This window comes from Pseudomonas sp. KH_021 (assembly GCF_057838865.1).
Window position 1 is genome coordinate 16241 of sequence record NZ_CM174477.1, and the last position, 18752, is coordinate 34992.

Below are 18752 nucleotides of genomic sequence, written 5' to 3' on the forward strand. Positions count from 1 at the left end.
CCTATTCTTATTGTCCGCGTATGGCGGCGATCTTGATCAGTTTGGCGTAATAGAACCCGTCGTGCCCACCTTCCTGTACCAGCAACTGGCGACCATGAGGTTGCTTGAGGCCGGCCTCGGTGGCGATATCCAGTTCTAGGGCGCCAGGGGTACGGGCCAAAAAGGCGTCGATGACTTCGGTATTTTCAGTGGGCAGCGTGGAGCAGGTGGCGTAGAGCAGGATGCCGCCGACTTCCAGGGTTGGCCACAAGGCATCGAGCAATTCGCCCTGCAGGCTGGCCAAGGCTGGAATGTCGTCGGCCTTGCGCGCCAGCTTGATGTCCGGGTGGCGACGAATAACGCCGGTCGCCGAGCAGGGCGCATCAAGCAGTATGCGCTGGAAGGTCTTGCCATCCCACCACGCGGCGGTGTCGCGAGCGTCAGCGGCGATCAATTGCGCATCGAGCTTAAGGCGATCGAGGTTCTCGCGAACACGCACCAGACGCTTGGCTTCCAGATCGATAGCGACGACGCCAGCCAGGCCCGGTTCTACTTCTAGCACATGGCAGGTCTTGCCGCCGGGGGCGCAACAGGCGTCCAGCACGCGTTGGCCGGGGGCCAGGTCGAGCAGATCCGCGGCCAGTTGCGCGGCTTCGTCCTGTACGCTGATCCAGCCTTCGGCAAAACCTGGCAGCTGGCGCACGTCGCAGGCCTCGGCGAGCACAATGCCGTCCCGGCTGAAACGACAGGCACTGGCGGCAATACCGGCCTGCTCAAGCAAGGCCAGGTAATCTTCACGTGGGTGATGACGACGATTGACGCGCAGGATCATCGGCGGGTGGGCATTGTTGGCGGCGCAGATGGCCTCCCAATGCTCTGGCCAGAAAGCCTTGAGGGACTTCTGAAGCCAGCGCGGGTGAGCCGTGCGCACCACCGGGTCGCGTTCCAACTCAGCCAAGAGCTCGGTGCTTTCGCGTTGAGCGCGGCGCAGGACGGCATTGAGCAAGGCCTTGGCCCAAGGCTTTTTCAGTTTGTCGGCGCAGCCAACGGTTTCGCCGATGGCTGCGTGAGCTGGTATGCGGGTGTAGAGCAGTTGATACAGGCCGACCAGCAACAAGGCCTCGACCTCGGCATCGGCGCTCTTGAACGGCTTTTGCAGCAGGCGTTCGGCCAGTGCCGACAACCGCGGCTGCCAGCGCGCCGTGCCAAAGGCCAGGTCCTGGGTCAGGCCGCGGTCGCGGCCCTCAACCTTGTCCAATTGCACGGGTAACGAGCTGTTGAGCGAAGCCTTGCCGGTCAATACGGCTGTCAGCGCCCGAGCGGCGGCGAGACGAGGGTTCATTGGCCCAGCACCGTACCGACGGCGAACTTGTCGCGGCGGCTGTTGAACAGGTCACTGAAGCCCAGCGGCTTGCCACCGGGCAACTGCAGGCGAGTCAGACGCAAGGCGTGTTCACCGCAGGCAACGGTCAGGCCATCCTTGCTGGCATCAAGAATCTGTCCAGGTGTGCCCTGCCCTTCGGCCATTGAGGCTTGCAGTACCTTCAAGGCCTCTCCGTTAAGTGTACTGTGGCAGATCGGCCAGGGATAAAACGCGCGAACCAGGCGCTCCAGCTCCACCGCCGGGCGCGACCAGTCGATCCGTGCCTCGTCCTTGTTCAGCTTGTGGGCATAGGTGGCCAGGTTATCGTCCTGAACTTCCCCTACCAACGTCCCGGCAGCAAGGCCTGCGATGGCCTCGATCACAGCGGGCGGGCCCAGTTCAGCCAGGCGGTCATGCAGGCTGCCGCCCGTGTCGCTGGCGCTGATCGGGGTGCTGACCTTGAGCAGCATCGGGCCGGTATCAAGGCCCGCTTCCATGCGCATCACGGTCACACCGCTCTCGGTATCGCCTGCTTCAACAGCCCGCTGGATCGGCGCCGCGCCGCGCCAGCGTGGCAGCAGCGAGGCGTGGCTGTTGATGCAACCCAGGCGAGGAATATCCAGCACCACCTGCGGCAGGATCAGGCCGTAGGCCACCACGACCATCAAGTCAGGCGCCAGCGTCACAAGTTCGGCCTGGGCCTCGGCGTTGCGCAGGGTGGGGGGCTGAAATACCGGGATACCTTTTTCAACGGCCAGTTGTTTGACCGGGCTTGGCATCAGTTTTTGCCCGCGACCGGCAGGACGATCAGGTTGTGTGTAGACCGCGACAACCTCGTAGGGGCTGTCGAGCAGGGCTTTGAGGTGTTCGGCGGCAAACTCGGGGGTGCCCGCGAAGACAATGCGCATGGAGTTCTCGCTTGAAAAGAAAAAGGCTTGCCAGAGCAAGCCTTTGGGAAGAGGGAATCAAGCTTGCTGGCGGTGTGCTTTTTCCAGCTTTTTCTTGATTCGGTCGCGTTTGAGCGTAGACAGGTAGTCGACGAACAGCTTGCCGTTGAGGTGATCGCATTCGTGTTGAATGCACACGGCCAGCAGGCCTTCGGCGATCATTTCGAAGGGTTGGCCATCGCGGCCCAGCGCCTTGACCTTGACCTTTTGCGGACGGTCGACGTTTTCGTAGAAACCTGGAACCGACAAGCAACCTTCCTGGTATTGGTCCATATGATCGGTCAGCGATTCGAATTCCGGGTTGATGAACACCAGAGGCTCGCTACGGTCTTCACTCAAGTCCATGACCACGACACGTTTGTGAACGTTGACTTGAGTGGCAGCCAACCCGATGCCGGGCGCTTCGTACATGGTTTCAAACATGTCGTCGATCAGCTGGAGAATGCTGTCGTCCACCTCGGCCACGGGTTTGGCGATGGTACGCAGACGCGAGTCCGGGAATTCGAGGATGTTCAAGATAGCCATATGCGTATTTGCTGCACTGTGAGGTAAAGTCAAAGGAGTTGCCGTCGGCGATGCCCAACACGGCAAACCTGCAAAACGCTCTCCCAGGGAATCAGCCAACAGGCTTCGGGCGTTTCGCGTGAACGCACATGATAAAGGGATTCATGGCATGAGGAAATCACTACTCGCCCTGCTGTTCTTGGCTTCGGCAGGTATCGCACAGGCCCAGGTCCAGCTTCGGGACGGTTATCCACAGCGCTACACGGTGGTCCAGGGCGACACACTTTGGGACATATCTGGCAAGTTTCTGCGTGAGCCCTGGTTGTGGCCACAGGTTTGGCACGCCAACCCGCAGATTGCCGACCCCAATCTGATTTACCCCGGCGACACGCTGTCGCTGGTCTACGTCGATGGCCAGCCACGCATCGTGCTGGACCGCGGTGCATCGCGGGGCACCATCAAGTTGTCGCCGCGGGTTCGCAGCACGCCGACGGCAGAGGCGATCCCGAGCATTTCGTTGGAGTCGATCAACGCCTTCCTGCTTTCAAACCGGATCGTCGATGACCCGGCACAGTTTCAGAAAGCGCCTTATATCGTTGCCGGTGACACCCAGCGTGTGCTCAGCGGTAGCGGAGACCGGATTTTTGCCCGCGGCAAATTCGAGCCCGGTCAAAGCCTCTACGGCATCTTCCGCCAGGGTAAGACCTACACCGACCCGGTCAGCAAAGAGGTGCTGGGCATTAACGCCGATGATATCGGCGGGGTCGAGTTGGTGGCCGAGGAAGGTGATGTGGCCACGTTGAACTTGCTGCGTTCAACCCAGGAAGTGCGCCTGGGTGACCGGCTGTTCAGCAATGAAGAGCGGGCCATCACCTCGACCTTCATGCCCAGCAGTCCGGCTGAGCCGGTGGACGGTGTGATTCTGGATGTGCCACGAGGTGTTACACAGGTCGGCAAGTACGACGTGGTCACCCTGAACAAGGGCCAGCGTGACGGGCTGAGCGCTGGCAACGTGTTGGCGATCTACAAGAAAGGCGAAACGGTGCGTGACCGCATCACCGGCGAGGATGTGAAAATTCCCGACGAACGCTCTGGGTTGGTGATGGTGTTCCGCACTTACGAAAAGCTCAGCTATGGTTTAGTGCTCAATGCCAACCACTCCTTGACGGTGATGGATAGAGTGAGGAATCCCTGAGCGGCACAGATAAGTTCCCAAAGCCTTATCAACAGAGTTATCCACAGCTTCTTCAATCCCTGTCGAGGGGCCCAGGATCAAGGATGATCTTATGCCACTCTTTGAATCGACCGCGCTTTCACCCTCGGAACTGGAAGCGCGGTTGCGCCTGCATCGCTTGCCGGATGTCGGGCCGCGTCGCTTCCATAACCTCATCGCCGCCTTCGGTAGTGCCTCGAAGGCACTCAGCGCGCCGGCGTCTGCCTGGCGTTCGCTTGGTCTACCAAATACCGCTGCCGAGGCACGCCGAAGCATCGAAGTGCGCGATGGCGCCGCAGCAGCATTGGCCTGGCTAGAGGGCCGCGACCAGCATTTGCTGATGTGGGACGACCCAGGCTACCCCGCCTTGCTGGCAGAACTCGTGGATGCGCCACCGTTGCTTTTTGTTGCGGGCAACCCTGCCATTCTGGAAAAACCCCAGTTGGCCATCGTCGGTAGCCGACGAGCATCCAGGCCAGGTCTGGACACCGCTGGCGCCTTTTCCCGCAGCCTGGCCCAAGCTGGTTTTGTCATCACCAGCGGCTTGGCGTTGGGCGTTGATGGCGCCGCCCATCAAGCGGCGCTGGACGTCGGTGGGCTGACGGTGGGTGTGCTGGGCACAGGCTTGCAAAAACTTTATCCACAGCGCCATCGCGCGCTTGCTGCCGCAATGGCCGCGCAAGGCAGTGCGGTGGTTTCCGAGTTTCCACTGGATGCCGGCCCTCAGCCCGCGAATTTCCCACGACGCAATCGAATCATCAGCGGCTTGTCGCTGGGTGTGCTGGTGGTTGAGGCTAGCCTTGCCAGTGGATCGCTGATCACCGCCAAGTTGGCCGCCGAGCAGGGGCGCGAGGTTTATGCCATTCCAGGCTCCATTCACCATCCAGGGGCCAAGGGTTGCCACCAGTTGATTCGGGAGGGAGCCTTGCTGGTTGAAACCATAGAGCAGATCTTTGAAACCTTGCGTGGCTGGCAGGTCGTGCCACCCATCAGTAGCCCTGCCGCAAGCGCCCACCCACCTGAGCACCCTTTGCTGGCATTACTGTTGGCTGCGCCGCAGAACAGCGAGGCATTGGCGCAATCCAGCGGCTGGCCGTTGCCCAAGGTGCTGGCGGCTTTGACTGAGTTGGAATTGGATGGCCGGGTCGTCAACGAGGCCGGACGTTGGTTTGGCCGGGTTAGCTGAGTAAACTGCGCATAAGCCTTATATGCGGAGTGTGAGCAATGGTAAGCAGTTGGCGTGTGCAACAAGCCGCGCGCGAGATTCGAGCGGGAGCGGTGATTGCCTACCCAACCGAGGCGGTCTGGGGCTTGGGTTGTGACCCGTGGAACGAATTGGCGGTGGACCGTCTGTTGGCGATCAAGTCTCGCTCTGTGGATAAAGGGCTGATCTTGATTGCCGACAATATTCGCCAGTTCGACTTTCTGTTCGAAGACTTTCCGCAAACCTGGATGGATCGCATGGCCAGCACTTGGCCTGGGCCCAATACCTGGCTGGTGCCGCATCAGAACCTGTTGCCCGAATGGGTGACCGGAGTGCATGACACTGTGGCCTTACGGGTCAGTGATCATCCCGTGGTGCGTGAATTGTGCGCCTTGGTCGGGCCACTGATTTCGACGTCAGCCAACCCTCAAGGCCGCCCGGCTGCCCGCACAAGGTTGCGGGTCGAGCAGTATTTCCGGGGGCAGCTTGATCTAGTCCTGGGTGGTGCATTGGGCGGGCGCAAGAACCCGAGCGTGATTCGGGACTTGGCAACAGGGGATATCGTGCGCCCGGCTTGACCCTTCGGCCTTGGTACACCCGGTAAACCGCGTTGGCCGCATCGCAGGCAAGCCTGGCTCCTACACCGGAAGGTAGGAGCCAGCCTCGGCTGCGATGCGGCCAACGCGGTACATCAGGCTCTTGATCAGTCCGGCAAAAGTACCGTCGACCCCACGGTGCGCCGCGCCGACAGCTCTGTTTGCGCCTTGGCCGCTTCACTCAGCGGGTAACGCTGGCAGATATCCACAGTGACCTTGCCGCTGATGATCATCTCGAACAGCTCATCAGCCATGGCCTGGGTGCTCTCGGCTGTGTTGGCATAGCCGAAAAGCGTTGGGCGCGTCACGTACAGCGATCCCTTCTGCGCCAGGATGCCCAGATCCACGCCGGTAACCGCGCCCGACGCATTGCCGAAGCTCACCACCAAGCCTCGGGGCGCCACGCAATCCAGCGAAGTCAGCCAGGTGTCCTTGCCGACCCCGTCGTACACCACAGGGCATTTTTTCCCGTCGGTCAGCTCAAGAACACGCTTGGCGACATCTTCGTGGCTGTAATCGATAGTTGCCCACGCGCCCAGTGCCTTGGCGCGTTCAGCCTTCTCGGCGGAGCTGACGGTGCCGATCAGTTTGGCGCCCAGGGCATTGGCCCATTGGCACGCCAGTGAGCCAACCCCACCGGCAGCGGCGTGGAACAAGATGAAGTCGCCGGCCTGGACCTTGTAGGTCTGGCGCAGCAAATATTGCACGGTCATGCCTTTGAGCATAATAGCTGCGGCCTGCTCGAAGCTGATTGCATCCGGCAACTTGACCAGATTGGCTTGCGGCAACACATGCACTTCGCTGTACGCACCCAGCGGCCCGGTGCCATAGGCAACCCGATCACCGACCTTCAGGCGAGTGACCTCGCTGCCCACTGCCTCGACCACGCCTGCGCCCTCGGTGCCCAGCCCCGACGGCAGCGCCGGTGGCGAATACAGGCCGCTGCGAAAATAGGTGTCGATGAAGTTCAGGCCAATGGCCTTGTTGCGCACGCGAACCTGCTGCGGGCCAGGCTCAGCCGGCGTGAAGTCAATGTACTCAAGTACTTCCGGGCCGCCATGAGCCTTGAATTGGATACGCTTGGCCATCTGCATTCTCCTGTGTAGATCCGTCAAAGGGCTTATCGGACGCTTTTGCTTGACCGCCGTCAACTGCGGCATCACCTGAGCCGGTGGTATGCTACGCGCCGACTTTATCGCCGGCCCCTGCCCTGCCGGCCTTTGCCCGTTTCAAGGTGATCTGATGACTACCCGCACCGAGGCCGTGAAAGCCTACCTGCTCGACCTGCAAGACCGGATATGCCACGCCCTGGAAACCGAAGACGGCGGCAGCGGCTTTGTCGAGGATGCCTGGACCCGCCCAGCGGGTGGTGGTGGACGCACCCGGGTGCTGGAGAATGGCCAGGTCATCGAAAAAGGCGGCGTCAATTTCTCTCACGTCTTCGGCAGCGGCCTGCCGCCTTCGGCCAGTGCGCATCGTCCTGAACTGGCCGGGCGTGGCTTTGAGGCCCTGGGTGTGTCTCTGGTGATTCACCCGCACAATCCTCATGTGCCGACTTCCCACGCCAATGTGCGTTTTTTCATTGCCGAGAAAGAAGGTGAAGAAGCGGTCTGGTGGTTCGGTGGCGGTTTCGACCTGACCCCTTACTACGCCAACGAAGAAGATTGCCAGCATTGGCACCGGGTGGCGGCCAAGGCTTGCGAGCCCTTCGGCGCCGATGTCTACCCGCGCTACAAAGCCTGGTGCGATCGCTATTTCCACATCAAGCACCGCAACGAACCCCGTGGCATTGGCGGCCTGTTCTTCGATGACCTGAATGAATGGGATTTCGATACCAGCTTTGCGTTCATGCGCGCCATCGGCGATGCCTTCCTTGAGGCTTATCTACCGATCGTCCAGCGCCGCAAGGCCATGGCCTACACCGAACAACAGCGCGAGTTCCAGGCCTATCGCCGAGGCCGGTATGTGGAGTTCAACCTGGTCTATGACCGCGGCACCTTGTTTGGCCTGCAATCAGGCGGTCGGACCGAGTCGATCCTGATGTCATTGCCTCCTCAAGTGCGTTGGGGCTATGACTGGAAAGCCGAGCCTGGCAGTGAAGAAGCCCGCCTGACGGACTACTTCCTGCAAGACCGGGATTGGCTGGGTGAAGCTGACAGCAAAGCCTGACAGACTCGCTGTGGATAACTAGAACCTACCTCAGGAATTCGCTTGAATGGACCGCTACGTTGTTTTCGGAAACCCGATTGGCCACAGCAAATCGCCCTTGATCCACCGCCTGTTTGCCGAGCAGACCGGCCAGCAACTGGTGTACGAGACATTGCTGGCGCCGTTGGACGACTTCAGCGGATGTGCCCGCGCGTTTTTCCAGCAAGGCCGTGGCGCCAATGTGACGGTTCCGTTCAAGGAAGAGGCCTTTCGGCTCTGTGATGAATTGACGCCCCGCGCCCAGCGCGCCGGTGCCGTGAACACCTTGAGCAAGCTGGCTGATGGTCGCCTGCTGGGCGACAACACCGATGGTGCCGGGTTGGTCCGTGACCTGACGGTGAACGCCGGGTTCAGCCTGACCGGCAAGCGCATTCTGCTGCTGGGTGCTGGCGGCGCCGTGCGCGGCGCGTTGGAGCCAATACTCAAGGAAAACCCTGCCTCGCTGGTGATCGCCAACCGCACGGTAGAAAAAGCCGAGGCGCTGGCGCATCAGTTCGCTTACCTGGGGCCGGTTTCGGCCAGTGGCTTCGGTTGGTTGGAGGAGTCGGTAGACCTGATCGTCAATGCCACCTCGGCAAGCCTTGCCGGGAAACGTGTACCCATCTCCAGTAGCCTGATCCAACCGGGCCACACGGTGTGCTACGACATGATGTACGGCAAGGAGCCGACGCCATTCTGCCGTTGGGCCAGTGAGCACGGCGCGGCACAGGTTATCGATGGCTTGGGCATGCTGGCCGAGCAAGCTGCCGTGGCTTTCGAGCTGTGGCGCGGCGTGCGACCGGACACCGCGCCTGTGCTGGCTGAACTGCGTCGCCAGCTGGCCTGAGCCGGGTCAGTCCTCGAACAGGATGGGGCAGTGCTGCGCCCCTTCCAGTTTGCACAACTCCTCGATCACATGGGGCCGCGCTCGGCGCAGGGTCAGGCTGCGGTCCTGGCGGCTCAGTCGCCGGGCTTCCTGATGCAGCATCTCAACGCCTGAGTAGTCGATGAAGTTGATGTGCTGGGCGTCGATCACTACCCGTTGCCCTGAAGTGCGTTGCAGGCGTACTTGAAGGTAATGGTTGGCGCCAAAGAAGATCGAGCCGCCAACCCGAAGTATCTCCTCGTCACCGTCTATCCACTGGTGCACGCGCGGCCTCGACGTGCGCTTGAGATAGAAAAACAGTGAAGCGAGCACCCCTGCGTAAATGGCCGTTTGCAGCTCCAGCAGCAAGGTCGCCACACAGGTCAGCGCCATGACCAGAAACTCTGAATGGCTGACTCGCAGCAGCGCCCGGATCGCTCGATGGTCCACCAGCCCCCAGCAAATCAGCAGAATGCCGCCGGCCATGGCCGGGATCGGAATGTGGGCAATCAACGACGCCCCCGTCACGGCAAACAAGGCGACCCAGGCAGCGGAAAACACCCCGGCCAGCGGCGAGCAAGCTCCGGCCTCGTAACTGAGCCCCGAGCGGGTGAACGAGCCCGACGACAGATAGCCAGAGAACAGCGCGCCCACCATGTTCGACAAGCCTTGGGCACGGATCTCCTGATTGGCATCGATCAATTGCTGGGAGCGGGATGAAAGCGAGCGCGCGATCGAAAGGCTGGTGACCAGCCCCAACATGCCCACGGCCACGGCAGTCGGCAGCAGCCGCAATATCAGTTCAAGATCCAGCGGTAGTGGACTGAACGGCGGCAGCCGGCCGACGAAGGACTGCACCCGTTCCACATGCCCGAACATCGAAGGCCACAGCCAGACCAACAGACTGGCCAGAATGAGGGTAATCAATAGCGTTGGCCAACGAGGCACGAGTGCCTTGAGGATCAGCCCCGAGGCCAGCGTGCCCAGGCCTAATAGCACCGACGGCTGATCGACCTCGCCCACATGTTCGGCTAACGCCAGCAGCGTTTTCAGGGCGGTTGCCTGGCTGGGCAAATCGAGTCCGAACAGGCTCGGTAGCTGACCCAGGGCAATCACGATAGCGGCGCCGAGGGTAAACCCGAGCACCACCGAGTGTGAAACGAAGTTCACCAAGGCGCCAAAGCGCAGCATCCCCAGCAGCCACTGGAATACGCCGGCGATAAACGTCAGTAGCAGGATCAGGGTGATGTAGTCGCTGCTGGCCGGTAGCGCGAGCGGGCTGACACTGGCATACAAGACAATGGAAATGGCGGCTGTCGGGCCGCAGATCAGATGCCAGGAGGAGCCCCACAGGCAAGCGATCATCACCGGAACGATGGCGGCGTACAGGCCGTATTCCGGGGGCAGCCCGGCAATCAATGCATAGGCGATGGACTGTGGCAACGCCAGGATTGCCCCGCTCAGGCCCACCAGGGCATCGCGGCCCACGCTTGCGCGGTTTTGCCGGGTCAGCCAGGCCAGGAAGGGCAACAGTGAAAGGCGTGCGGGCCAGCGCATGGCGATCTCAGTCATCGGAAACGGGGCGTCCATTATGCGGATATGTCCGTCGCTGTGAAGACCAATGCCTTCACAGCTTGGCGTGCACGCCGTCCAGTGCCCAGAGAAGCTTAGGTGACGAAATTGATATGTTCGCCCAAGTGCAGGTTGAGCGAGAGTTCATCGGCAATCCCGGCTGCCACCCTGGACAGGGTTCGTACAGACGCTTTCACGCCGGGTTCGAGACTGTCGCTGATCGAGTGAAAATGCTCGATGGTCAGGCCTGCCACGCTGTGTGGTGCATTGACTAGTGTCCACTGCAAGTGGCTGCGTTGTAGCAAGTCTACGATATGCTCGACTTTTTCCAATTGTTCGCTTTGCTCGGGGCTGGCCGAATCAAGCACGGCAAAATCGCCGATCAGCATCAGGCGGCGTATATTGGCCCGTTGCAAGCCATCAACCAGCGCCTGTGTGATGTGTACCTGCGCGCTTCGGTCATTGGGTGCTACAGCGCCCAACAGGCACAGCACGGCCGAACTGCCGGCGACGCTTTGCAGCACCTGTTCGGCATTAGCCAGGCCACCGGTCTTGGCATGCAGGCCCGGTCGTGGGGCAAAGGCGTTGAGGTCATCAAGAATCACGATCACCTCGTGCTGGCGCTGCAGGAACTCGGCCATCAACGCGGCACCCAGGCTGCTTGCAGCGCCAAAAATCAGCAGTTTAACGACTGGAGTTTCGGCATTCTTCATGGCGGGGCTCCTTGTGTTCAGAAGGCCTTGGATTTGACCTCAGGGCTGCAACAAGGGTTCGGGGACAAACGTGCAAAGAATCAAGGGCTATCACGCCCACGTGTATTTTGACGCCACCACCATCGATCAGGCCAGGGCACTCTGTGAGGAAGCTGCACGGCTGTTTGATGTACAGATGGGGCGGGTGCATCAGAAGCCGGTAGGGCCGCACCCGGACTGGAGCTGCCAGTTGGCCTTTGCGCCGGAGCTGGTCGGTGTGGTGTTGCCGTGGCTTGCGTTGAATCGCAATGGGCTGGTGATTTTCATGCACCCGTTGACAGGCGATGAGCTGGCCGATCACCGCGATCATGCGATCTGGATGGGCGCGGTGCGGCCGTTGGATCTTTCAATATTTGGCGGTTAACCTGCGAATGACACCATAAATTCTATGGGCTTTTGATTGATGTGGGAGCTGGCTTTGCCGGAATGCCGGACCACAGCGAATGAACGATAACGCGCAATGTCTGGAAAACCGCGGTGTTTTCATTCGCAGTTGTCCGGCACTCCGGCAAGCCTGCTCCCACATTAGGTTTAGCGTGAATTCAGCGGGCGTTACGCACGCCCTGGGCCAGTGCCGAGCATAGCTGCAGCACATCGTCTACCGCCAGATCATCGCTAGCCGCGTGGGCAATCTTTTCGACCAGGGCCGAACCCACCACCACGCCATCGGCCAGCCGAGCAATGGCTGCAGCCTGCTCGGGGGTACGAATACCGAAGCCGACGCTGATCGGCAGATCGGTGTGGCGGCGCAGGCGTTCGATCGCACCGCTGACGTGCTCGGTGGTAGCAGAGCCTGCACCGGTCACGCCCGCGACCGAAACGTAGTAGACGAAGCCGGAGCTGCGTTCCAATACGCGCGGCAGACGCACGTCGTCGGTGGTTGGGGTGGTCAGGCGGATAAAGTCGATGCCGGCAGCCTGGGCCGGGGTGGCCAGCTCGCTATCATGCTCAGGGGGCAGGTCGACGATGATCAAACCATCGACACCGGCTTCCTTGGCCTGGGCCACGAAAGCGTCTACACCAAAGCGATGAATCGGGTTGTAGTAGCCCATCAGCACGATGGGCGTAGTGGTGTTATCCACACGGAACTCGCGCACCATCTGCAAGGTTTTGAGCAGGGTTTGCCCAGCCGCCAGCGCACGCAGGGTGGCCAGTTGAATGGCTACGCCATCGGCCATTGGATCGGTGAAGGGCATGCCCAGCTCGATCACATCGGCACCCGCAGCGGGCAGGCCCTTGAGGATAGCCAGGGAGGCGTCATAACCTGGGTCGCCAGCGGTGACGAAGGTCACCAGGGCAGCACGGCCTTCGGCCTTGAGCTCAGCGAAACGTTGTTCAAGACGGCTCATGCCTGCTTCTCCTGTTGTTCAGCGGCGGCCATATGGCTCATTACGGTTTGCATGTCTTTGTCACCCCGGCCGGAAAGGCACACCACCATCAGGTGATCCTTGGGCAGGTTCGGCGCACGCTTGATCGCTTCGGCCAGGGCGTGGGACGTTTCCAGCGCAGGGATGATGCCTTCCAGGCGGCAGGTGGTGTGGAACGCCGCCAGGGCTTCGTCGTCGGTGATGCTGACGTACTCGACGCGCTTCACTTCGTGCAGAAAGGCGTGCTCTGGGCCAATACCGGGGTAGTCCAGGCCTGCCGAGATCGAATGGGCGTCGGTGATCTGGCCGTCTTCATCTTGCAGCAGGTAAGTGCGGTTGCCGTGCAACACGCCAGGTACACCGCCGTTCAGGCTGGCGGCGTGCTTGTCGGTGTGAACACCGTGGCCACCGGCTTCAACGCCGATGATCTGCACGCTGGCGTCATCCAGGAACGGGTGGAACAGGCCCATGGCGTTCGAGCCACCGCCCACGCAGGCCACCAGGCTGTCGGGCAGGCGCCCTTCTTTTTCCTGCAACTGCTCGCGGGTTTCTTTGCCGATGATCGACTGGAAGTCACGAACCATGGCCGGATACGGGTGCGGGCCGGCAACGGTGCCGATCAGGTAGAAGGTGTCGTCGACATTGGTGACCCAGTCGCGCAGCGCTTCGTTCATGGCGTCTTTCAGGGTGCCGGTACCGGCAGTGACCGGCACGATTTCAGCGCCCAACAGCTTCATGCGGAACACGTTTGCCTGCTGGCGATCAATGTCGGTCGCGCCCATGTAGATCACGCAAGGCAGGCCGAAACGCGCGGCCACGGTGGCGGTGGCGACGCCGTGCATGCCAGCGCCGGTTTCAGCGATCAGGCGTTTTTTGCCCATGCGCTTGGCCAACAGCACCTGGCCGATGCAGTTGTTCACCTTGTGCGCGCCGGTGTGGTTCAGTTCTTCACGCTTGAAGAAAATCTTCGCGCCGCCGCAGTGTTCGGTCAGGCGTTCAGCGAAGTACAGTGGGTTCGGGCGGCCAATGTAGTCGCGCTGGAAGTAGGCCAGTTGCTCGAGAAATTCTGGGTCGGCCTTGGCGGCTTCGTATTCGCGGGCCAGGTCAAGCACCAGCGGCATCAGGGTTTCGGCCACGTAGCGGCCGCCGAATGCGCCAAACAGGCCGTTGGCATCGGGGCCACTGCGAAAGTTGGTCTGGGTCATGGGACGCTCCAGGCAAAAGGAATGGGCTGACAATGGGCCTACTTTACCCACGACATCGGCATCTGAAAACCGATAAGATCGCCGCAACCTGTCAGGAAAACTCAACTATCCATGAGCCGCGACCTGCCTCCCCTCAATGCCTTGCGTGCTTTTGAAGCAACGGCCCGCTTGAACAGCGTCAGTCAGGCGGCCGAGCAGCTGCATGTGACCCATGGCGCCGTCAGCCGGCAGTTGAAGGTACTGGAAGAGCACCTGGGAGTGGCCTTGTTCGTCAAGGAAGGACGCGGCCTTAAACTCACAGATGCAGGCCTTCGTCTGCGCGATGCCAGCAGCGAGGCCTTCGAGCGCTTGCGTGAGGTGTGTGCCGAACTCAGCCAAGGCAGTGCCGATGCACCCTTCGTACTCGGCTGCTCCGGGAGCCTATTGGCGCGTTGGTTCATTCCTCGCCTGGGCCGCCTGAAAGCCGACCTGCCCGACCTGCGCCTGCATTTATCGGCCGGTGAAGGTGACTTGGACCCGCGCAGGCCCGGGCTGGATGCCTTGCTGGTCTTCGCCGAGCCGCCATGGCCTGCGGACATGCAGGTGCATGTTCTGGCTCGGGAACGGATCGGGCCCGTACTCAGTCCGCACTTCACTCGTTTTGCAGCCTTGCAGCAGGCCCCTGCCCAGGCGTTGTTGGCCGAGAGCTTATTGCACACCACCTCACGTCCGCAGGCCTGGCCAATCTGGGCCCGGCAGAACGGCATCGATGCGCAGGCCTTGAGTTACGGCCAGGATTTCGAGCATTTGTATTATTTGCTGGAGGCGGCAGTGGCTGGGCTGGGGGTTGCCATCGCTCCGCAGCCCTTGGTGGCGGACGATGTACGCGCAGGTCGGCTGGCGGCGCCATGGGGGTTTTGCGATACCGAAGCGGTACTGGCGCTGTGGGTGCCCAAGCGAGGCGCTGACGGGCGCGCCGAGCAGCTGGCGCAGTGGCTCAAGGCTGAGCTACTGCGTCAGGCGAATTGATTTATTCCGACCGGCTGCACAACAAGTACGCAGCCAACAGTCCCAGCGCACCGACGGCAACCCCCGCTGTAGTCCAAGGGTGGTCCTTGGCATAGTCCCGGGTGGCAAGACCGGTTTCGCGGGTTTTCACTTTGACATCTTCGTACACATCGCTGAGCAGATGACGCGAATGCTTGAGCGCGTTTTCAGCGTTGGTCTTGAGCGATTTGAGGGTTTTCAGCGACTCTCCAGAAGCGTCTTCCTTCAGGCTTTCCAGCGATTTGAGCAGACTTTCGATCTCCGCTTCCATGCTTTGCAACGAGGCTTTACGTAACGACGTGTTGGCCATGGTGGCTCTCCTGCAGGGGTGAGTGACTGTCTAGGTTCGGACTACGGCCAAGGGTGAAAGTGCAGTCGATCTGAACTTTTACCGGTCAATCGCCCACTCAGATAAAACGGCGAGATCGCTGCTAGGCTCAATAGCCACTACCTCAAGGAGAGCACCATGACTGACCATCACACGTACAAGAAGGTTGAACTCGTCGGCTCGTCCCCAACCAGCATTGAAGATGCGATCAACAATGCGCTGGCTGAGGCTGAAAAGAGCATCAAACACCTGGAATGGTTCGAAGTCGTGGACACCCGCGGACACATCCGCAACGGCAAGGCAGCGCATTTCCAGGTGACGTTGAAGGTGGGCTTTCGCATCGCTGACAGCTGACAGCTGACAGTTGAAGCAAAGCCTTTTTGTTAAATCAAACCAGGGAAAGTGACCGATGAAGCAGGTTTTATTGGCAGCAGGTTTGTTGATGCTCGCAGGGTCTGTGTTCGCAGCGGGTAAACCCTGCGAAGAGCTCAAGGCTGAAATCGCGGCGAAACTGGACGCCAAGGGCGTGAGCGGTTATTCGCTGGAGATCGTTGACAAGGGAAGTGCTGCGGGTGGGAAAGTGGTTGGAACTTGTGAAGGAGGTAGCAAAGAGATTGTGTATAAGCGCGGCGGTTAAGGACCGCGTTGCCTGTATCGCGAGCAAGCTCGGCTCCTACAGCCGCGAATGAAACACCGCGGTTGTAGGAGCAGAGCTTGCTCGCGATGAGGCCAGCCTGACTAACCCAAAACAGTCTTGGCCAACAACTCATAAGACCGTAATCGATCGGCGTGCTCGTACAAGTCACAGGTAAAGATCAACTCATCCGCCTGAGTCTGCTCGATCAACACCTCAAGTTTGGCGCGGATCTTGGCTGGGCCACCGACCATGGCCAGCCCCAGGAAACTGCCCACCGCTTCCTTCTCATGATTCAACCACAAGCCTTCCATGCTCTTGACCGGTGGCCGCTGCATCAGGCTCTGGCCACGCATCAGCGCCAGAATCCGTTGATAGACCGAAGTCGCCAGGTAATCGGCTTGCTCGTCGGTATCGGCTGCAACCACAGGTACCCCCAACATCACATATGGCTTGTCGAGTACGGCCGATGGCTGGAAGTGGTTGCGATAGACGCGAATCGCCTCATGCAGGTAGCGCGGTGCAAAATGCGAGGCGAAGGCGTAGGGCAAGCCCAGTTGACCGGCCAATTGGGCGCTGAACAGGCTTGAGCCTAGCAACCAGATGGGCACATTAGTGCCATGCCCTGGCACGGCGATCACTTTTTGATCGGGCGTGCGTGGGCCGAGGTAATTCATCAGCTCGATCACATCATCGGGGAAGTCGTCGGCGCTGCCGGAGCGCTCACGGCGCAAGGCGCGAGCGGTCATCTGGTCAGAGCCCGGTGCGCGGCCCAAGCCCAGTTCGATACGGCCCGGATAAAGGCTGGCGAGGGTGCCGAACTGTTCAGCGATGACCAGCGGAGCATGGTTGGGCAGCATCACGCCGCCCGATCCCAGCTTGATGCTGGAGGTGCCGCTGGCCAGGTAACCCAGCAGTACTGAGGTGGCTGAGCTGGCGATACCGTCCATGTTGTGGTGTTCGGCCACCCAGAAGCGGTTGTAGCCGAATTTCTCGACGTGTTGGGCCAGGTCCAGCGAATTGCGCAAGGCTTGGGCAGGGCCTTTGTCTTCACGTACCGGAACCAGGTCGAGTGTGGATATCTTGATATCAGCGAGCGTTTTCATCAGCCGGATAAGTCTCCTGGGCAATTTTTCGCAGGCGCGCAAGCTAAAAAAGCTACCTGCCCCAACCTGCCCTTCCTACCTCTGTATGGGCAAATGCGCGAGATTCAATGGGCCATAGACGATTGCTCTGAACTTGCTCGTGCCCCAAGCCTCTGAACCTTAGGCAGCACGCGAACCCGTCGCGTTGAGACCCTATGGAGGCATTATGAAAAAGACAGCATCAGCCGTCTGGCAAGGCGGATTGAAGGATGGCAAAGGTCAACTTTCGACTGAAAGCGGCGCTTTGAAAAATAATCCCTATGGCTTTAACACCCGTTTCGAAGGGCAACCCGGCACCAACCCGGAAGAGCTGATCGGCGCGGCGCATGCCGGCTGTTTCTCGATGGCACTGTCGATGATACTGGGTGAGGCAGGCTTGACTGCCGATCGCATTGACACCATTGCCGAAGTGACGCTGGACAAACAACCGGATGGTTTTGCCATCACGGCGGTGCATCTGATCCTCAAGGCCAAGGTGCCGGGCGCCAGCGAGGCACAGTTCAAGGAATTGGCCGAAAAGGCCAAGGCTGGCTGCCCGGTTTCCAAGGTGTTGAAAGGCGCCAGCATTAGCCTGGACGCCACGCTGGTCGGCTGAACGCCCGTGCAGCGGCGATGTGCCGCTGCAGCGCGAACTTGTCCCGGTGCATCAGGGTCGAATAGGGTGTCGGCTGGCTTTTTGCCGCACTGAGGACTCCCACCATGACCCGCATCGCACTCGCCTTGCTCGCTTCCCTGCTCGCCACTCAGGCAATCGCAGCGCCCAAGCCCTGTGAAGAACTCAAGGCTGAAATCGAAGCCAAGATCCAGGTGCGGGGCGTCACGTCCTACACGCTGGAAATCGTCCCCAACAGCGAAGTCCGCGACCAGAACATGGTCGTGGGCAGCTGTGACGGTGGCACCAAGAAGATCATCTATCAGAAAAACGATCGCTGATTCACAGGCAGGTGGTGGCGCGATCTTCAGCGATGATCTGGCCGGCTGCATTGTAGAGTCGGGCACTGGGCTGCATGGCGATCTCGCGACCTTCCAGGCGATAGCGTTGACCGGCCTCAAAGTTGTCGTAGCGAACGGTCAGATAGCAGGTGCGCTCGATAGGGTCATTGTTGAACGCGCCGCCGTAGACATCGAAGTCAAAACGCACGACCAGCTCATGTGAACCGGGTGTGACCTGAAAGTAGCGCCCGTCCCTGAGGCGCTGCTTGTCGAGGCGCTCGGCCATCACCAGCTTGCCGGTATAGGTGAACATATCGACCCAGGCTTTCTGCGGGTCAACTGGCGGCAAGGGGCTGGCGCAAGCACTGAGCAGGCTCAGTGCAGGCAGGATCAGGAGCTGGCGCATACGCACCTCCGTCGCGCATCATCAGACCCCTAGCATAACGCCACTGGGCCGATCAGGCGCGCTGGCAGCCAGCCGGTTTGCCCTGGCCTACCACCTTGCGCTGTTCGTCATAGAGCTTGGCCCAGGGCCTGAAGCCGATGGCGCCGGTTTCCAGCTGATAGCGCTGGCCGGCATTGAAATCCTTGTACTTCACGTTCAGTTGGCAGTCGCGCCACAGCGGTTCACTGACAGGGCCGATATTGGTGGGTTGAACCGGGAACTGATAACGCACGGTCAGCTCGTGGCTGCCGGGCTGCACTTCGAAATAACGCGTATCGACCCAGGCCCGATCATCCACTTCCAGGGCGTGCAAGGTGGTGTCTGGGTCGGGTTCAAGATCCACCCAGGCCTGATTCGGGTCGGGGTTGGGCAAGCCTGCGCAACCGCTCAAGGCAACAACACCACAGACAATCAACATCGCACGCATGGCAATACTCCTGGCAAGCAAGATAGTCTTGAATCGGGTGTGAAATTTGAGCGGGATCTG

23 protein-coding genes are annotated in these 18752 nt (G+C 60.5%); 11 read left to right on the forward strand and 12 right to left on the reverse strand.

Annotated elements, in window-relative coordinates; genetic code table 11:
* Positions 1-7 precede the first annotated feature (7 nt).
* Genes rsmB through def form a run of 3 tightly spaced genes read right to left on the reverse strand, consistent with a single transcriptional unit; the run spans position 8 to position 2814 of the window.
* The gene (gene rsmB / locus AC3IX4_RS00075; protein ID WP_489258680.1) at positions 8-1321 is read right to left on the reverse strand and encodes a 16S rRNA (cytosine(967)-C(5))-methyltransferase RsmB; all 1314 of its coding nucleotides are present in this window, start codon (positions 1319-1321) and stop codon (positions 8-10) included.
* Positions 1318-2250: a methionyl-tRNA formyltransferase gene (fmt, locus tag AC3IX4_RS00080; RefSeq protein WP_489258681.1), complete on the reverse strand. Its 933-nt coding sequence runs from the start codon at positions 2248-2250 to the stop codon at positions 1318-1320. Before fmt ends, rsmB begins: the two co-directional genes overlap by 4 nt.
* 57 nt (positions 2251-2307) lie before the next feature.
* Positions 2308-2814, reverse strand: a complete 507-nt coding sequence (gene def, locus AC3IX4_RS00085; protein WP_489258682.1) for a peptide deformylase — start codon at positions 2812-2814, stop codon at positions 2308-2310.
* A gap of 148 nt (positions 2815-2962) precedes the next feature.
* On the opposite strand from def, the gene AC3IX4_RS00090 reads away from it, so the two are divergent.
* The 3 genes from AC3IX4_RS00090 to tsaC all read left to right on the forward strand — a co-directional run bounded on the left by AC3IX4_RS00090 (position 2963) and on the right by tsaC (position 5788).
* Positions 2963-3988 (forward strand): LysM peptidoglycan-binding domain-containing protein, encoded by a 1026-nt coding sequence (locus tag AC3IX4_RS00090; protein ID WP_489258683.1) that lies wholly within the window; start codon positions 2963-2965, stop codon positions 3986-3988.
* 91 nt (positions 3989-4079) lie between these two features.
* Positions 4080-5192 (forward strand): DNA-processing protein DprA, encoded by a 1113-nt coding sequence (dprA, locus tag AC3IX4_RS00095; protein WP_489258684.1) that lies wholly within the window; start codon positions 4080-4082, stop codon positions 5190-5192.
* A 38-nt stretch (positions 5193-5230) separates the two neighbouring features.
* Positions 5231-5788 (forward strand): L-threonylcarbamoyladenylate synthase type 1 TsaC, encoded by a 558-nt coding sequence (tsaC, locus tag AC3IX4_RS00100; protein WP_489258685.1) that lies wholly within the window; start codon positions 5231-5233, stop codon positions 5786-5788.
* 125 nt (positions 5789-5913) lie between these two features.
* Here tsaC and AC3IX4_RS00105 read toward each other — a convergent pair whose 3' ends face one another.
* Positions 5914-6894, reverse strand: a complete 981-nt coding sequence (locus AC3IX4_RS00105) for an NADPH:quinone reductase (protein ID WP_489258686.1) — start codon at positions 6892-6894, stop codon at positions 5914-5916.
* A gap of 154 nt (positions 6895-7048) precedes the next feature.
* Between AC3IX4_RS00105 and hemF the strand changes: the two genes are divergently transcribed.
* Both hemF and aroE read left to right on the forward strand, forming a co-directional pair.
* On the forward strand, positions 7049-7975 hold the full coding sequence (gene hemF / locus AC3IX4_RS00110) for an oxygen-dependent coproporphyrinogen oxidase (RefSeq protein WP_489258687.1): 927 nt from the start codon (positions 7049-7051) through the stop codon (positions 7973-7975).
* Positions 7976-8021: 46 nt separating this feature from the next.
* Positions 8022-8840 (forward strand): shikimate dehydrogenase, encoded by an 819-nt coding sequence (aroE, locus tag AC3IX4_RS00115; RefSeq protein ID WP_489258688.1) that lies wholly within the window; start codon positions 8022-8024, stop codon positions 8838-8840.
* A 6-nt stretch (positions 8841-8846) separates the two neighbouring features.
* Here the strand turns inward: aroE and AC3IX4_RS00120 are convergent, their stop codons facing one another.
* Together AC3IX4_RS00120 and AC3IX4_RS00125 are read right to left on the reverse strand one after the other, a co-directional pair.
* Positions 8847-10415, reverse strand: coding sequence for a SulP family inorganic anion transporter (locus tag AC3IX4_RS00120; protein ID WP_489261392.1), 1569 nt, complete (start codon positions 10413-10415; stop codon positions 8847-8849).
* 110 nt (positions 10416-10525) lie between these two features.
* Entirely contained in the window at positions 10526-11143 is a 618-nt protein-coding gene (locus AC3IX4_RS00125) for an NAD(P)-dependent oxidoreductase (RefSeq protein ID WP_489258689.1), read from the reverse strand.
* A gap of 70 nt (positions 11144-11213) precedes the next feature.
* Between AC3IX4_RS00125 and AC3IX4_RS00130 the strand changes: the two genes are divergently transcribed.
* A complete protein-coding gene (locus tag AC3IX4_RS00130; RefSeq protein WP_489258690.1) occupies positions 11214-11546 on the forward strand; it encodes a DOPA 4,5-dioxygenase family protein in 333 nt (110 codons plus the stop codon).
* Positions 11547-11724: 178 nt separating this feature from the next.
* Here AC3IX4_RS00130 and trpA read toward each other — a convergent pair whose 3' ends face one another.
* The gene (gene trpA / locus AC3IX4_RS00135; RefSeq protein WP_489258691.1) at positions 11725-12531 is read right to left on the reverse strand and encodes a tryptophan synthase subunit alpha; all 807 of its coding nucleotides are present in this window, start codon (positions 12529-12531) and stop codon (positions 11725-11727) included.
* Positions 12528-13754: a tryptophan synthase subunit beta gene (gene trpB / locus AC3IX4_RS00140; RefSeq protein WP_489258692.1), complete on the reverse strand. Its 1227-nt coding sequence runs from the start codon at positions 13752-13754 to the stop codon at positions 12528-12530. The genes trpA and trpB overlap by 4 nt, the downstream gene beginning before the upstream one ends.
* A 111-nt stretch (positions 13755-13865) precedes the next feature.
* Here trpB and AC3IX4_RS00145 point away from each other — a divergent pair, with 111 nt between their 5' ends.
* Entirely contained in the window at positions 13866-14762 is an 897-nt protein-coding gene (locus AC3IX4_RS00145) for a LysR family transcriptional regulator (RefSeq protein ID WP_489258693.1), read from the forward strand.
* A gap of 1 nt (position 14763) precedes the next feature.
* Here the strand turns inward: AC3IX4_RS00145 and AC3IX4_RS00150 are convergent, their stop codons facing one another.
* Positions 14764-15090, reverse strand: coding sequence for an ElaB/YgaM/YqjD family protein (locus tag AC3IX4_RS00150; protein ID WP_489258694.1), 327 nt, complete (start codon positions 15088-15090; stop codon positions 14764-14766).
* Between the two features lie 156 nt (positions 15091-15246).
* Here AC3IX4_RS00150 and AC3IX4_RS00155 point away from each other — a divergent pair, with 156 nt between their 5' ends.
* Together AC3IX4_RS00155 and AC3IX4_RS00160 are read left to right on the forward strand one after the other, a co-directional pair.
* Positions 15247-15462, forward strand: a complete 216-nt coding sequence (locus tag AC3IX4_RS00155) for a dodecin (RefSeq protein ID WP_489258695.1) — start codon at positions 15247-15249, stop codon at positions 15460-15462.
* A gap of 55 nt (positions 15463-15517) precedes the next feature.
* The gene (locus AC3IX4_RS00160) at positions 15518-15745 is read left to right on the forward strand and encodes a DUF1161 domain-containing protein (RefSeq protein ID WP_489258696.1); all 228 of its coding nucleotides are present in this window, start codon (positions 15518-15520) and stop codon (positions 15743-15745) included.
* A gap of 101 nt (positions 15746-15846) precedes the next feature.
* On the opposite strand, the gene AC3IX4_RS00165 is transcribed toward AC3IX4_RS00160, so the two are convergent.
* On the reverse strand, positions 15847-16848 hold the full coding sequence (locus tag AC3IX4_RS00165) for an LLM class flavin-dependent oxidoreductase (protein ID WP_489258697.1): 1002 nt from the start codon (positions 16846-16848) through the stop codon (positions 15847-15849).
* A 205-nt stretch (positions 16849-17053) separates the two neighbouring features.
* Between AC3IX4_RS00165 and AC3IX4_RS00170 the strand changes: the two genes are divergently transcribed.
* Positions 17054-17482, forward strand: coding sequence for an OsmC family protein (locus AC3IX4_RS00170; RefSeq protein ID WP_489258698.1), 429 nt, complete (start codon positions 17054-17056; stop codon positions 17480-17482).
* Between the two features lie 104 nt (positions 17483-17586).
* A complete protein-coding gene (locus tag AC3IX4_RS00175) occupies positions 17587-17820 on the forward strand; it encodes a DUF1161 domain-containing protein (protein ID WP_489258699.1) in 234 nt (77 codons plus the stop codon).
* A 1-nt stretch (position 17821) separates the two neighbouring features.
* Here AC3IX4_RS00175 and AC3IX4_RS00180 read toward each other — a convergent pair whose 3' ends face one another.
* Positions 17822-18226 carry a PA0061/PA0062 family lipoprotein gene (locus tag AC3IX4_RS00180; RefSeq protein ID WP_489258700.1) on the reverse strand — a complete coding sequence of 135 codons (405 nt, stop codon included), beginning with the start codon at positions 18224-18226 and terminating at the stop codon, positions 17822-17824.
* A 52-nt stretch (positions 18227-18278) separates the two neighbouring features.
* The gene (locus tag AC3IX4_RS00185) at positions 18279-18692 is read right to left on the reverse strand and encodes a PA0061/PA0062 family lipoprotein (protein ID WP_489258701.1); all 414 of its coding nucleotides are present in this window, start codon (positions 18690-18692) and stop codon (positions 18279-18281) included.
* Positions 18693-18752 lie beyond the last annotated feature (60 nt).